This is a genomic window from Bradyrhizobium sp. AZCC 1577 (assembly GCF_036924575.1).
Taxonomy (GTDB): domain Bacteria; phylum Pseudomonadota; class Alphaproteobacteria; order Rhizobiales; family Xanthobacteraceae; genus Bradyrhizobium.
Genome location: NZ_JAZHRQ010000001.1, coordinates 6,642,592 through 6,655,587, shown reverse-complemented (window position 1 = coordinate 6,655,587; position 12,996 = coordinate 6,642,592). Strand labels below are relative to the sequence as shown.

Here is a 12,996-nt window from a genome sequence, read left to right as displayed (position 1 = left end):
GATGGAGCGACGATGGCCAATTTCACTCCCGTATCGGCCGCAATCGGCGGCGCCCTGATCGGGCTTTCCGCCGTGCTGCTGATGTTGTCAACCGGCCGGATCGCCGGGATCAGCGGCATCTTCAGCGGCCTGTTGAATTTGCGCGGCGAGGACAAGGGCTGGCGTATCGCCTTCGTCGCCGGGCTCATTCTGGCGCCCATCCTCGCCGGCCTGATCGGTTACGGAATGGCGCAACCCAAGCTGCCATCGAGCTGGGCCGTCATTGTCGTGGCGGGCCTGCTGGTCGGCTTCGGTACGCGTCTCGGTGGCGGCTGCACCTCCGGTCACGGTATCTGCGGCATAGGGCGGCTGTCGCCGCGCTCCATCGCCGCCACGGTCGTCTTCATGGTGACGGCGGTCATCACCGTCGCGATCACCCGTCACGTACTGTGAGGTCAGGCCATGTGGATCATTGCTCCTCTGATTTGCGGCCTGATCTTCGGCGCGGGCCTGTTGATTTCGGGCATGGTGCAGCCGACCAAAGTCCTCGGCTTCCTCGATATCTTCGGCGCGTGGGATCCGAGTCTCGCGGTGGTGATGGCCGCGGCGCTGGCTGTGTCGATACCCGGCTTCATGTTGGCTGACCGCCGTGCGCGGCCGTGGTTTACCGGGCAATATTTTCGGCCGGGCAAATCGGGAATCGATCTGCCGCTGGTTGCAGGCGCCGGGCTGTTTGGAATCGGCTGGGGCCTCGTTGGGCTGTGCCCGGGGCCGGCGCTGGAAAGCCTGGCGACGTTGTCGCCCGGAATCATCGTCTTCGTCGCCGCAATGGCCGCAGGGATGATTGCTCACGACGCTTGGCAACAGTCACGGCTGACCGCGCAACGCGACCGGCAGCTTGCGAGCGCGACGGACGGCTAGTCCTGATAGCTGGACAGCCCGCGCTGCTGATAATATTGCTGCCGCGGCTGGTAGTAGTAGCCCTGCGGCGCCGGCGCATAGCCGCGGTTGTCGTAATATTGCTGTTGCTGCTGATAGGCCTGGGTGTCGTAGACGCGGCGGCCGGGCGCGGGATATCGCGCTTCGTTGGAAGAACCATCGGCCGGATAGATATAACCGTCGTCGGCCCGCGCCACGGGTGCGACGCGCTGCTGCTGCGGCGTGATCACGACGGGGTCGCCGGCTGCGGAGTCGTATTGCTGCTCATATTGCGGCTGCGGGGCGCGGCGCGCGACGGCCGTATTGCCGCGACGCGGATTGCGCGCCAGCGCCACCTGGGATGAGCCGGTCAATGTCACCGTGGTGTTGAGAACGCCTTCCTGCTTCACCAGATCCCACAGCTTCGCGGCATTCTCGCGAGACAGCCGTACGCAGCCATGCGAGGCCGGGCTGCCGAGACGGTTCACGGAATCGGTGCCGTGAATGGCGTGGCCGATCTTGGTGAAGAAGATCGAGTGCGGCATCGGTGCCTCGTCGAATTCCTTGGAGTAATGATCCTCTTCCATCCGGAAAGCACGGAAACTGCCGTTCGGTGTTTCATAGGAGGGAAGACCCGAAGACACCGGCCAGCGGTACCGCTCGACGCCGTCGACGGCGACGGTCATCTGCTGGTTGTCCTTATCGACTGTTATGGCGACTTTGGCTTGGGCGGTGCCCGAGGCGAACAGTGTCAGGGCGGTGACGGCAATGAGGAAGGAACGCATTTTACCTTTGGCCTCCAGGCCCCCGATGAAGCGCCGGCTCTCCGTCCCAGGCATCCAATATGCCCGGAAACCGGCACTGGTTCCAGTGGCCTGCGTCCGCAATCGTTAACGCGTCCCGCGGCGCAAACAAGGCGTCACGGCGGCGCAATCGGCGGCAAAGTGCTGACATTTTCGCGAGCGGCCGCGCGCTGCGCGTCTTGTCATCGACAGAGTTGGAGGCCGTCATTCCGGGATGGTCCGTTAGGACCAGACCCGGAATCTCGAGATTCCGGGTTCGGCTCTGCGAGCCGCCCCGGAATGACGTTGCGTGTCAATTCTTGAGCCGGTACCCGGTCCTGAAGATCCACCACACCAGCACCATGCAGATGGCGAGGAAGGCGAGCGTCATGCCGAGGCTCAAGGCCACACTGACGTCGGCGATCTCGTAAAAGCTCCAGCGGAAGCCCGAGATCAGGTAGACGACCGGATTGAGCAGCGTGATGGTGCGCCAGCCCGACGGCAGCATGTCGACCGAGTAGAAGCTGCCGCCGAGAAAGGTCAGCGGCGTCACCACCAGCATCGGGATCATCTGCAGCTTCTCGAACCCGTCGGCCCAGATGCCGATGATGAAGCCGAACAGGCTAAACGTCACCGCCGTCAGCACCAGGAAGGCGAGCATCCACAGGGGATGTTGGATGTGCAGCGGCACGAACAGCGCGGCGGTCGCCATGATGATCAAGCCGAGGATGATGGATTTGGTCGCGGCCGCGCCGACATAGCCGATCACGATTTCGATATAGGAAACTGGCGCCGACAATATCTCGTAGATGGTGCCGACGAACTTCGGAAAATAAATTCCGAACGAGGCGTTGGCGATGCTCTGGGTCAGCACCGACAGCATGACGAGGCCCGGCACGATGAAAGTGCCGTAGCTGACGCCCTCGACCTCGGTGATGCGCGAGCCGATCGCGGCGCCGAACACCACGAAATAAAGCGAGGTAGAAACCACGGGCGAGACGATGCTCTGCAGCAGCGTGCGCCAGGTGCGCGCCATTTCGAACAGATAGATGGCGCGGATCGCACGGTAATTCATGGCGCCCTCACCAGGCTGACAAAGATGTCTTCCAGCGAAGACTGAGTGGTATCGAGGTCGGAGATGTGGATGCCGGCATTGCGGAGGTCGCTCAGCAGGCTGGTAATCCCGGTGCGCTCGCCCTTGGTATCGTAATCATAGGTCAAGAGCCGGCCGTCGTCGGAAAGATGGAGCTTGTAAGGCGCGAGCGCGGGCGGAATGGCGTCGATTTTCTGCTGCAGGTGCAACGTCAATTGCTTCTTGCCGAGCTTCTGCATCAGCCCGGCCTTGTCCTCGACCAGGATGATCTCGCCCTTGTTGATGACGCCGATGCGGTCGGCCATCTCCTCGGCTTCCTGGATGTAATGCGTGGTCAGGATGATGGTGACGCCGGAGGCCTGCAAGCCGCGCACGACGTCCCACATGCCCTTGCGCAATTCGACGTCGACGCCCGCGGTCGGCTCGTCCAGGAACAGGATCTGCGGCTCGTGCGACAGCGCTTTTGCGATCATCACGCGGCGCTTCATGCCGCCGGAGAGCGTGATGATCTTGGAATCCTTCTTGTCCCACAGCGACAGGTCCTTCAGCACCTTTTCGATATGCGCCGGGTTCTTCGGTTTGCCGAACAGGCCGCGGCTAAAGCTGACAGTCGCCCAAACGGTTTCAAACGAATCCGTGTGCAGTTCCTGCGGCACCAGGCCGATCAGCGACCGCGCCGCACGATAGTCGCTATTGATGTCATGCCCGTCGACGGTGACGCGACCCTCGCTTAGGTTGGCAATGCCGCAGATGATGCTGATCAGCGTGGTCTTGCCCGCGCCGTTCGGCCCAAGCAGCGCGAAGATCTCGCCGCGCTTGATGTCCAGATTGATCTTGTTCAGCGCCTTGAAACCGGAGCCGTAGGTCTTTGAGAGATTGGAAACGGATATGATGGGAGGTGGCGCTAGCATGACAGTCTGAGACGCGATGTAGCCAACGACAAAGCGGCGCATCGGCCGGGTCGAGGCGGGAGAGGGGTGGGAACCGGGAGATAGGAACGCTTTGCCACTTATGCAATCGCGCGGGGAAAAAATTATCGCCCCTACACCCGCTCCACAAAACTATCGACCACCTTCTTCTCGCCGGCCTTTTCGAATGCGATCGTCAGTTTGTTGCCGTCGATCTTCACCACGTGGCCATAGCCGAACTTCTGGTGGAAGACGCGATCGTCGAGCGAGAATTCTGAAACCGTGCCGGTGGATTTCGCGACCAGCTCGCCCTCGATCACGATCGGGCCGCGCTTGTTGCGGGAGAAGCCGCCTGAAAATGACGATTGGCTTTCCTCAAACCCGCCGCGGGCCTGACCGCTGCGGCCGCCCTGACTGCGGTTGCGATTGGCCTGCGCGCGCTGCCAGCCTGGCGTCGTGTAGCTGGAGCCGAAGGATTCGACATTGTCGAAGCGCGAGGGGCCGTAGCCGCCGGCGCCGCCCCAGCCGGAGCCGCCTTTCGACTCGGTGATCTCCACATTGGCCGACGGCAGTTCGTCGAGGAAGCGCGACGGGATCGTGGTCGACCAGGTGCCGTGGATGCGGCGGTTGGTGGCGAAATAGAGTTTGGCGCGGCGGCGCGCGCGCGTCAGCCCGACATGGGCGAGGCGGCGCTCTTCCTCCAGGCCGGCACGGCCTTGTTCGTCGAGCGTGCGCTGGCTCGGAAACAGGCCTTCCTCCCAGCCGGGCAGGAACACGTTGTCGAATTCGAGCCCCTTGGCCGAATGCAGCGTCATCAACGACACCGCCTCGTCGCTGGCATCGCCGTCGCGGTCCATCACCAGCGAGATATGCTCGAGGAATCCTTGCAGGTTCTCGAACTCCTCCATCGAGCGCACCAGTTCTTTCAAGTTGTCGAGCCGGCCGGCGGCATCGGCCGAGCGGTCCTTCTGCCACATTTCGGTATAGCCGCTCTCGTCGAGCACGATTTCGGCGAGCTCGGTATGCGCGGTGACCTCGCGCTGGGCGCGCCAGCGGTCGAATTGCAAAATGAGGTCACGCAGGGCGCCGCGCGCCTTCGGCTTCAATTCGTCGGTTTCGACCACCGCTCGTGCCGCCTCGAACAGCGGCAGGCGCCGCTTGCGGGCGTGATCATGCAGCAACTGCACGGTGGCGTCGCCAAGCCCGCGCTTTGGGACATTGACGATGCGCTCGAAGGCGAGATCGTCGGCGGGCGAATTGATCACGCGCAGATAGGCCAGCGCGTCGCGGATTTCGGCGCGCTCGTAGAACCGCGGACCGCCGATCACGCGATAGGGCAGGCCGAGGGTAACAAAACGATCTTCGAACTCGCGCATCTGGAACGAGGCCCTCACCAGTATCGCGACCTCGTTGAGGTTTTCGCCGGCGCGCTGCAACTCCTCGATCTCCTCGCCGATGGCGCGGGCTTCCTCTTCCGAATCCCAGGAGCCTGTGACGGTGACCTTCTCGCCGTCGACATCCTCGGTGCGCAGCGTCTTGCCGAGCCGGCCTTCGTTGTGCGCGATCAGATGCGAAGCGGCGGCAAGGATGTGGCCGGTGGAGCGGTAATTGCGTTCAAGGCGGATGACTTTTGCGCCGGGAAAATCGTGCTCGAAGCGCAGGATGTTGTCGACCTCCGCGCCGCGCCAGCCATAGATCGACTGGTCGTCGTCGCCGACGCAGCAGATGTTTTTGGGGGGTGAGGAGGCAGTGGGAGTCGCAGTCTCCGTCATTCCGGGATGCGCTGAAAGCGCAGACCCGGAATCTCGAAGTGAGTCCTCATCATCTCCAGATTCTTCGATGTGCGATTGCACATCGGAGTTCGCATCTTCGATGCGCCCCGGAATGACGTGGGGGGCGATGTTCCCCGGGATGATCGCCGACAGCGGTGCGCCCGGGCGCGACGGTGCCTGCGACAAGAGCCGCAGCCACAGATACTGCGCGACGTTGGTGTCCTGATATTCGTCGACCAGAATGAACTTGAAGCGGTTCTGGTATTGCCTGAGCACATCAGGGTTTTCGCGAAACAGCCGGATGTTCTCGAGAAGCAGATCGCCGAAATCGGCGGCGTTGAGGATTTTCAGCCGCTCCTGATAGCTGGCGTAGAGCTTGCCGCCCTTGCCGTTGCCGAACATCGCGGCTTCCCCCGACGGCACCTGGCTGGGCGCCAGCCCGCGGTTCTTCCAGCCGTCGATCAGCCCCGCCAGCATGCGCGCCGGCCAGCGCTTGTCGTCGATGTTCTCGGCCTGCAGGAGCTGCTTGAGCAGGCGGACCTGATCGTCGACGTCGAGCACGGTGAAATTGGATTTGAGCTGCACCAGCTCGGCGTGGATGCGCAGGATGCGCCCGCCGATCGAGTGGAAGGTGCCAAGCCACGGCATGCCTTCGACGGCCTGGCCGAGCATCTGGCCGAGGCGGAGCTTCATCTCGCGCGCGGCCTTGTTGGTGAAAGTTACCGAGAGGATTTCATGCGGCCGCGCGCGGCCCTGGCTCAGGATATGGGCGATGCGCGTGGTCAGCACGCGGGTCTTGCCGGTGCCGGCGCCCGCCAGCACCAGAACCGGCCCATCCAGCGTCTCGACAGCCTCGCGCTGCTCCGGATTGAGCCCGTTGAGATATTGCGGGCCGGTGGCGGCCCGCGCACGCGCGGCGATGCCGCCAGCCGCCGGCTGGTGCTCGGGGACGCCGTGATGGGGCAGTTTGCTCGGCTCGGTCATTTCTCGAATCGTCTTGGCCCCACGATGGCACCGTGAGGCAGCAAAGGGGAGCCTTCATAGCAGGGATCAAGGGCGATATAGGGCCTGTCCGGCCGTTTTGACAGGTTTTATCCGGTCGCGGTTGCCGGCCTGATTTCGCGGCTTTGCGGCGATTTTGTTCCGCCCGAAACGTCAAATTTCGCGCTTTTGCCGCCCGGAACCATCGTTCCCAGCCCGGATTGGTCCCACAGGCGATGTGCGACGCCTCAATCCGCCGCCATCGAAGGAGCAATGGGCAATAGAGGTCGTGACATGCTGAGTTGGGTCGTTACGTTCCTGATCATCGCGCTGATCGCGGGTGTTCTTGGCTTCGGCGGTATCGCCGGCGCTTCGGTCGAAATCGCCAAGGCGATCTTCTTTATCGCCGTAATTCTGTTCCTGATCTCGGCCGTGGTCGGACTGGTGCGCGGACGAAGCAACGTCTAGCCAGCCGGCACGGCTGCGCAAAAATTGACGGCGACGGCCAAGGCGGGCCGTCGCCGCAGGGGCTCTCCCGATTCCGTCAGCGTTTGACGATGACGATTTCCAGGTACTCGCTCGGCAGCACCATCGTGCCGTCCTCGGCGCGGTTCATCGACGCGATCAGCGTCAGGATGTCGTCGGCGAGGCGGCGCTGGTTGGTTTCATCAAGTGCGGCAAAGGCTTTCAGCGTCGGGCCGTAGTAATTCCTGAACACGTCGAGAAAATGCAGCGGCGAGCGATAGCGGAACATGAAGTGACGCTTCTCGGCCTTGATAGAAGCGGCCGATGTTCCGAACATCTCGGTGATGCGCGCCTGGGTGCCCCACAGCGCGGGCGATTTCGCGCCCGCCGGCGGCGGCAGGTATTTGCCGAGCGTCTTGAACAATTGCCCGATGAAGCCCTCCGGCGTCCAGTTGGCGAGACCGATCTTGCCGCCGCTCTTGCATACCCGCAAAAGTTCAGATGCCGCGCGGTCCTGGTCCGGCGTGAACATCACGCCGAAGGTAGACAGCACCGCGTCGAAGGTCGCGTCGACGAAGTCCAGCGCTTCTGCGTCCGCTTCCTTGAATTCGACTGATAGGCCTTCGGCTGCGGCACGCGACCGGCCGCGGTCGAGCAGGCTCGGCACATAATCGGTCGAAACGACGTCGCACCAGCGGCGCGCCGCGGCAAGCGTCGCGTTGCCGTTACCGGCGGCGACGTCGAGCACCTTCTGGCCGGCCCGGAGGTCGAGCGCCTCGCACAGCTCTTCGCCGACGATCTGCAGCGTGGTGCCGACGACGGCGTAGTCGCCGGACGACCAAGCGCCGTGTTGCTTGGTTTTCAGGGCGGAAAGATCGATCTGGCCGGGTTGCAGGGTTTGAGCGGCGGCGGATGCAGCCATGTTCTACTCCTTTGGGCGGGGGTGAATTTGCCGATTTCAGCGTGCTGCCGGCTTAGACTTCGGGCCCGCCGGATGCCTATCCAGTTCGCGACATGGCTATCCGGAACGTGAACCTTTCCGCTGTTCCCAGGACTCAACCACCAGGGCCTTCGGAGTTGCGGATGATTGCTGGCCAGACCGCCTTACCGGCGACATCGGTGCTGCCGCGCGGCGTCAGGCGCGCGCTGGACGCCATGCGTGGCAATGTCGGCCGCAGTTGGCGGCTGACGGAGCTTGCCGCGATCGGCGGCGTATCCGGCAGAACCCTGCAGCGGCAGTTCCTTAGCTTTGTCGGCAAGACCCCGCGTGCCGCGCTTCGCGAGATCGGGCTCGAACGCGCCCGTCGCGAGCTGTTGCAGGGTACGCCTGATCTCAAGATCATGGACGTGGCGCTGCGCTGCGGCTTTCCGCATTTCGGGCGGTTTTCAATCGAGTATCGCCGCCGCTATGGCGAAACGCCGTCGCAGACGCTGAAGCGGCAGGAGGTGCTCACCGACGCGCTCGGTGCGACTCCCTCGCTGTTCTTGCCGGCGCGGGACCGACCGGCGGTTGCGTTGGGCCCGATCGAGGCGGCAACGGAAAATCTGGCCGTCGCGGCTGACATCGCCAATGATCTCGTCACCGCATTGACCCGGGCCGGGATCGCGGTCGCGGCGCGCTCGATGGCCGCGCCCTATCATTTGGGCGGTGCCATCAGGGGATCGGGTACGCGGACACACCTGACGATCAGGCTGATCGACACCGAAACCGGCGGCCAGCTCTGGGCGCATCGCGCCGATGGCATCCTGCGCGGCGAGACCACAACGACGGAATATCTCGCAGCCAGGATCGCGGCGGCGCTGCAGCCATGCTTGCGGCTGGCCGAAATCGATCGCGCGCTGCGCAAGCCGACGAATTGCCTCGGTGCCCAGGATCTGGCGCTACGGGCGATGCCGGGCGTTCTCTCGCTCGACGCCAATGGCAATGCCCGCGCGCTGGAATTGCTCGATCGCGCGATGGATCAGGACCCAAACCATCCGCTTGCCATCGCGCTGGCGGCCTGGGCGCATGTCCAGCGCGTGGTTTATCACTTCACCCATGCGCCGCTGCAAGAGCGCGCCCGAAGTCTCGAACTGGCGCATAAGGCAAGGGCGTTGCGCGGCGATGCGACTGTGCTGGCGATACTCGGCAACGCGCTGTCGCTGCTCAATGAGTTCGATGTCGCCGATCTCGTTACGCGCAAGGCGCTTGCGATGGACGGCGGATCCGCCTGGGCTTGGAGCCGCAGCGGGTGGATCGATGTCTACAAGGGCGATCCGCAATCGGCGGTCGAGCGCTTCAAGATCGCGCTTGATCTCGCGCCCCACGATCCCCTGGCCTTCAACAGCATGGTCGGGATCGGCTGTGCGCTTTTCACCGCCGGTCAATACGCCGAAGGTGCGGTTTGGCAGGAGCGCGCATTGGTCGAACATCCCTCGGCGAGCTGGGTGCATCGAACGCTGTGCCCGGCCTATGTGCTCGCCGGACAGGCGCCGCAGGCCCGCCGCAGCCTTGGCGCGCTGCGCCAGCACTACCCCGATCTCACGGTAACGGAAGTCCAGCGCGGCATGCCGCCGCTGCCGCCAAGCCAGTGCGATCTGGTCCTCGGCGCGCTGCAGGAGGCCGGACTGCCGGTCTGAATGGGCCGCTATCTGTCAGGCATCGCGACCTTGCGGCCGATCCCGTCGGGCCGCGGCACGGCGGCATGCGAATCCGTCACCGCCCGGATGCGCGCGCGAATGTCGGGCGGGAAGGGCGCAACCTTCCGCTGCTGCATGTCCATATGCAGCGTCATGTTTTCCGAAGTCGCGGAAAGCCAGCCTTCGGTCGCGTGGCGCAATTCCTCGAACGTGTGCAACCGCTTCTCGTCGGCACCCAACAGATAAACTGAAATCTGAACGGGATCGCCGAGGTGAATTTCTCTGACGTAGCGCACGTGAGCTTCGGCGGAGAAGGTCGAGCAGTGACGCTCCTTCATGTAGGCCGGCCCGATCCCGAGCTGCAGCCACATTTCGTCGATGGCCCGATCCATCATCACGTTGTAATAGGCCATGTTGAGATGGCCGTTATAGTCGATCCATTGCGGCTCGATCTGCATCACCGAGGACAGAAACGGGGCCGGCGGCAGCGGTATATCTTTCAGTTTTTCCCCGGCGGCGGCAGCGGTCGTCATCATCCATCCCTTTGTCGTTTCGCTATCTTGACCCCATTTATATCCTTTGCCACGGTCCGCTCAAATTCGGGAGGAATTGGCGTGGCGACGACGATATCGGGTAGTATGAAGCGGCCGGAACCGCAGGCTTTGGCAAGCGCCGTGGAGGCGCTGGCGGCGCGGTTCGGCAACCGGCTGATCACCTCGCAGGCGGTGCGCGAACAGCATGCCCATACCACCACCTGGCTGCCGACCCAGCCGCCCGACGCGGTGGTGATGGCGCAGGAAACCGCCGACATTCAGGACGTGGTGCGGATCTGCGCTAAACACGGCGTGCCCGTGATCGCTTTCGGAACCGGCACCTCGCTGGAAGGCCAGGTCAATGCGCCGGCCGGCGGCATCTGCATCGATCTGCGCGACATGAACCGGATTCTTGAAGTTCATGCGGAGGATCTGGACTGCGTGATCCAGCCTGGCGTCACCCGCAAGGCGCTGAACGAGCACCTGCGCGACCAGGGATTGTTCTTTCCGATCGATCCGGGCGCCGATGCTTCGCTCGGCGGCATGACCGCGACGCGGGCGTCCGGCACCAATGCGGTGCGCTACGGCACCATGCGCGAGAACGTGCTGGCGCTGAAAGTGGTGCGCGGCGACGGCGAGATCATCACGACGGGCACGCGGGCGAAGAAATCCGCAGCTGGCTACGACCTGACGCATCTGTTCGTCGGCGCCGAGGGTACGCTTGGCATCATCTCCGAGCTCACCATCAAGCTGCGCGGCATCCCCGAGACGATCGCGGCCGCTGCCTGCTCGTTCGAGACGGTGCGCGGCGCCTGCCAGGCCACGATCCTGGCCATCCAGACCGGCATTCCGCTGGCGCGGATCGAGCTGCTCAACGCCGAGCAGGTGCGCGCCTGCAACGCCTATTCCAAGCTGACCCTGCCGGAGACGCCGCTGCTGCTATTGGAATTCCACGGCAGCGAGGTCGAGGTCGCCGAACAGTCCAGGAATTTCGGCGAAATCGCCAAGGAATGCGGCGGCGGGGATTTCACCTGGACGACCAAGCCCGAGGACCGCACAAAACTTTGGCAGGCGCGGCATGACGCCTATTGGTCGGTCAAGGCGCTGCGGCCCGGCGCGGGCGTGGTGGCGACCGACGTCTGCGTGCCGATTTCACGGCTTGCGGATTGCGTTACCGAGACCGAGGAGGACCTGGAACGGCTGAACCTGCTGTCGCCGATCGTCGGCCATGTCGGCGACGGCAACTTCCACTGTTCGCTGGTTTGCGACGTCGACAACAAGGAAGAAATGGCGCGCGGCGAGGAGTTCATGCATCGCCTGGTCGAACGCGCGCAGTCGATGGGCGGCACCTGCACCGGCGAGCACGGCATCGGGCAGGGCAAGCAGAAATACCTCAAGGCCGAGCTCGGCCCCGAGGCGATCGACGCCATGCGCGCGCTGAAGCAGGCGCTCGATCCGCAGAACATTTTCAATCCCGGTAAGATCGTGCCGGTGGGGTAGGACGCGGAGTCGTTACCACCTGACCCAAAGCGGTCTCAGGTCGCTAGAGTCAGAACACATCGATAGTCGGGAACCGAGCATCCCCTGTGATGCAATCCCAAAGGTAGATTGCAAGACCGATGTCGCCGGTCCAAAGCGAATACCGACCGCGGCCAGCAACCATCTGAGCGCCGCGATACTGGACGATGGCAGTCATGGCGAACTGGCGCGCGCGGTCGAGCCAAATGGGGTCATTTGTACGTCGGTACAGCTTGAGGAATGCGTAGCCATTTCCACCCGTACCGTGGCAAAGGTTCGAGCCCTTTGTTAGCGGTCCGGCGGCCCAGGCAAAGCGCCCGCCATCCAGCAGGAGCGCGTCAAATTGTGGCGTAGTGAAAGGCGCGTCAGCAAAAGTCGTCACCATTCCCGGCGCACCGTGACAGTGCTGACATATGAAAAGCCGCTTCTCGCGCTTACTTCTCGGGCCCCATGTTGTTCCAACTTCGTACTGCCACGCATTCGCTTCAAGCGACTTCGGCACAAATTCGGCTACGTGCGCTTGCTGCGCCGCCGTCAACCAATCCCATCCGAGCAATAACGGGATAACGTTGCCGGCGAAGCCGTGAACGGGCCCGAGAAAGCGATCTTTGGCACCGTAAAGATCCTGCGTCCAAAGTGGACCTTGCGGCGTGTCCTCCAGTTCGGCCAACAGCCGCGCTGCCTGCACTTCGAAGAGGCCGCGCCATCGCGATTCCTCCGTCATCTCGCCCATGTGGATTGCGGCTACCATCGATCCGGGCATACCCCACATGAGTTCTCGGATTGGCAGTCCATTATTTGCTTCGGCGCGCCTATAAACCAGGTCGGCGAGGCTCGATGTTGGCTCAAGGCGCATTGCGAGAAGTGCCGCACCCATGTCGCCGCGAAGCAGCGAGCCATGCTTCTCATAATCGGTCGGCGAACTGGCTTCGTGGTCAATGATTGTCCGTTCAATCAGCTTTGGCAGCACAGAGCGAAAGTCTCCCGCGACGCGGGTAGCCCCTATGCGATGTAAGTAATCTAGTGCCCAAATGACCCCTGCCGCGCCCTTGTAGAAGCTGGGGTCGCCATCTCCCACCCCGTCGTCACTCGGGTGAGCCGGCCAGAAGGTGTCGGGATTGAAATGGGCGATCGCATCGGCCGCAATTTCTTCAATCGTGACCCGAACAGCCGATTCATTCCAGTCGTCCTGGGCAAGCGGACGATGACGTCCGGGGGTAATCATGGCGTAGGGGCTCCTGGGCGGTGTCCATCTGTACTTCAGATGATGCAAGTAAGGATCGCACGATTGAACGAAAGCTATCTAAAAGCGTGCCGCGCGGCAAACCAACTGCCCGCCCGAAATAGTTCGACGCGGCGCAGCAATGATGCGTCAATGTCCGCCTCTGGTAAGCGGACATCAGGCGGACGCTGATCCAAGCGCCCGAT

General features: G+C 63.2%; 12 protein-coding genes. 5 read left to right on the top strand and 7 right to left on the bottom strand.

The features are described from left to right. The first annotated feature begins 12 nt into the window (after nt 1-12). A complete protein-coding gene (locus V1278_RS31410) occupies nt 13-432 on the top strand; it encodes a YeeE/YedE family protein (protein ID WP_334367443.1) in 420 nt (139 codons plus the stop codon). A 9-nt stretch (nt 433-441) separates the two neighbouring features. Beyond that, a complete protein-coding gene (locus V1278_RS31405) occupies nt 442-900 on the top strand; it encodes a DUF6691 family protein (RefSeq protein ID WP_334383419.1) in 459 nt (152 codons plus the stop codon). On the opposite strand, the gene V1278_RS31400 is transcribed toward V1278_RS31405, so the two are convergent. The 4 genes from V1278_RS31400 to V1278_RS31385 all read right to left on the bottom strand — a co-directional run bounded on the left by V1278_RS31400 (nt 897) and on the right by V1278_RS31385 (nt 6,436). Beyond that, complete coding sequence (locus tag V1278_RS31400; protein WP_334383418.1) at nt 897-1,682, bottom strand: L,D-transpeptidase; 786 nt, start codon at nt 1,680-1,682, stop codon at nt 897-899. The genes V1278_RS31405 and V1278_RS31400 overlap by 4 nt on opposite strands. 310 nt (nt 1,683-1,992) lie before the next feature. Then, nucleotides 1,993-2,754 carry an ABC transporter permease gene (locus tag V1278_RS31395; RefSeq protein WP_334367446.1) on the bottom strand — a complete coding sequence of 254 codons (762 nt, stop codon included), beginning with the start codon at nt 2,752-2,754 and terminating at the stop codon, nt 1,993-1,995. Beyond that, nucleotides 2,751-3,683 (bottom strand): ABC transporter ATP-binding protein, encoded by a 933-nt coding sequence (locus V1278_RS31390; protein ID WP_334383417.1) that lies wholly within the window; start codon nt 3,681-3,683, stop codon nt 2,751-2,753. Before V1278_RS31390 ends, V1278_RS31395 begins: the two co-directional genes overlap by 4 nt. Before the next feature lie 131 nt (nt 3,684-3,814). Further along, a complete protein-coding gene (locus V1278_RS31385) occupies nt 3,815-6,436 on the bottom strand; it encodes an ATP-dependent helicase (protein ID WP_334383416.1) in 2,622 nt (873 codons plus the stop codon). A gap of 291 nt (nt 6,437-6,727) precedes the next feature. Between V1278_RS31385 and V1278_RS31380 the strand changes: the two genes are divergently transcribed. Beyond that, the gene (locus V1278_RS31380; protein WP_028350352.1) at nt 6,728-6,901 is read left to right on the top strand and encodes a DUF1328 domain-containing protein; all 174 of its coding nucleotides are present in this window, start codon (nt 6,728-6,730) and stop codon (nt 6,899-6,901) included. Nucleotides 6,902-6,977: 76 nt separating this feature from the next. Here the strand turns inward: V1278_RS31380 and V1278_RS31375 are convergent, their stop codons facing one another. Beyond that, nucleotides 6,978-7,820, bottom strand: a complete 843-nt coding sequence (locus V1278_RS31375) for a class I SAM-dependent methyltransferase (protein WP_334383415.1) — start codon at nt 7,818-7,820, stop codon at nt 6,978-6,980. 161 nt (nt 7,821-7,981) lie between these two features. Between V1278_RS31375 and V1278_RS31370 the strand changes: the two genes are divergently transcribed. Continuing rightward, nucleotides 7,982-9,517 (top strand): helix-turn-helix domain-containing protein, encoded by a 1,536-nt coding sequence (locus tag V1278_RS31370; protein ID WP_334383414.1) that lies wholly within the window; start codon nt 7,982-7,984, stop codon nt 9,515-9,517. A gap of 8 nt (nt 9,518-9,525) precedes the next feature. Here V1278_RS31370 and V1278_RS31365 read toward each other — a convergent pair whose 3' ends face one another. Further along, nucleotides 9,526-10,050, bottom strand: coding sequence for a thioesterase family protein (locus tag V1278_RS31365; RefSeq protein ID WP_334383413.1), 525 nt, complete (start codon nt 10,048-10,050; stop codon nt 9,526-9,528). 105 nt (nt 10,051-10,155) lie between these two features. On the opposite strand from V1278_RS31365, the gene V1278_RS31360 reads away from it, so the two are divergent. Next, nucleotides 10,156-11,550 carry an FAD-binding oxidoreductase gene (locus V1278_RS31360; protein ID WP_442893807.1) on the top strand — a complete coding sequence of 465 codons (1,395 nt, stop codon included), beginning with the start codon at nt 10,156-10,158 and terminating at the stop codon, nt 11,548-11,550. A gap of 49 nt (nt 11,551-11,599) precedes the next feature. Here V1278_RS31360 and V1278_RS31355 read toward each other — a convergent pair whose 3' ends face one another. Then, the gene (locus tag V1278_RS31355) at nt 11,600-12,793 is read right to left on the bottom strand and encodes a lanthionine synthetase C family protein (protein WP_334383411.1); all 1,194 of its coding nucleotides are present in this window, start codon (nt 12,791-12,793) and stop codon (nt 11,600-11,602) included. Nucleotides 12,794-12,996: the final 203 nt, after the last annotated feature.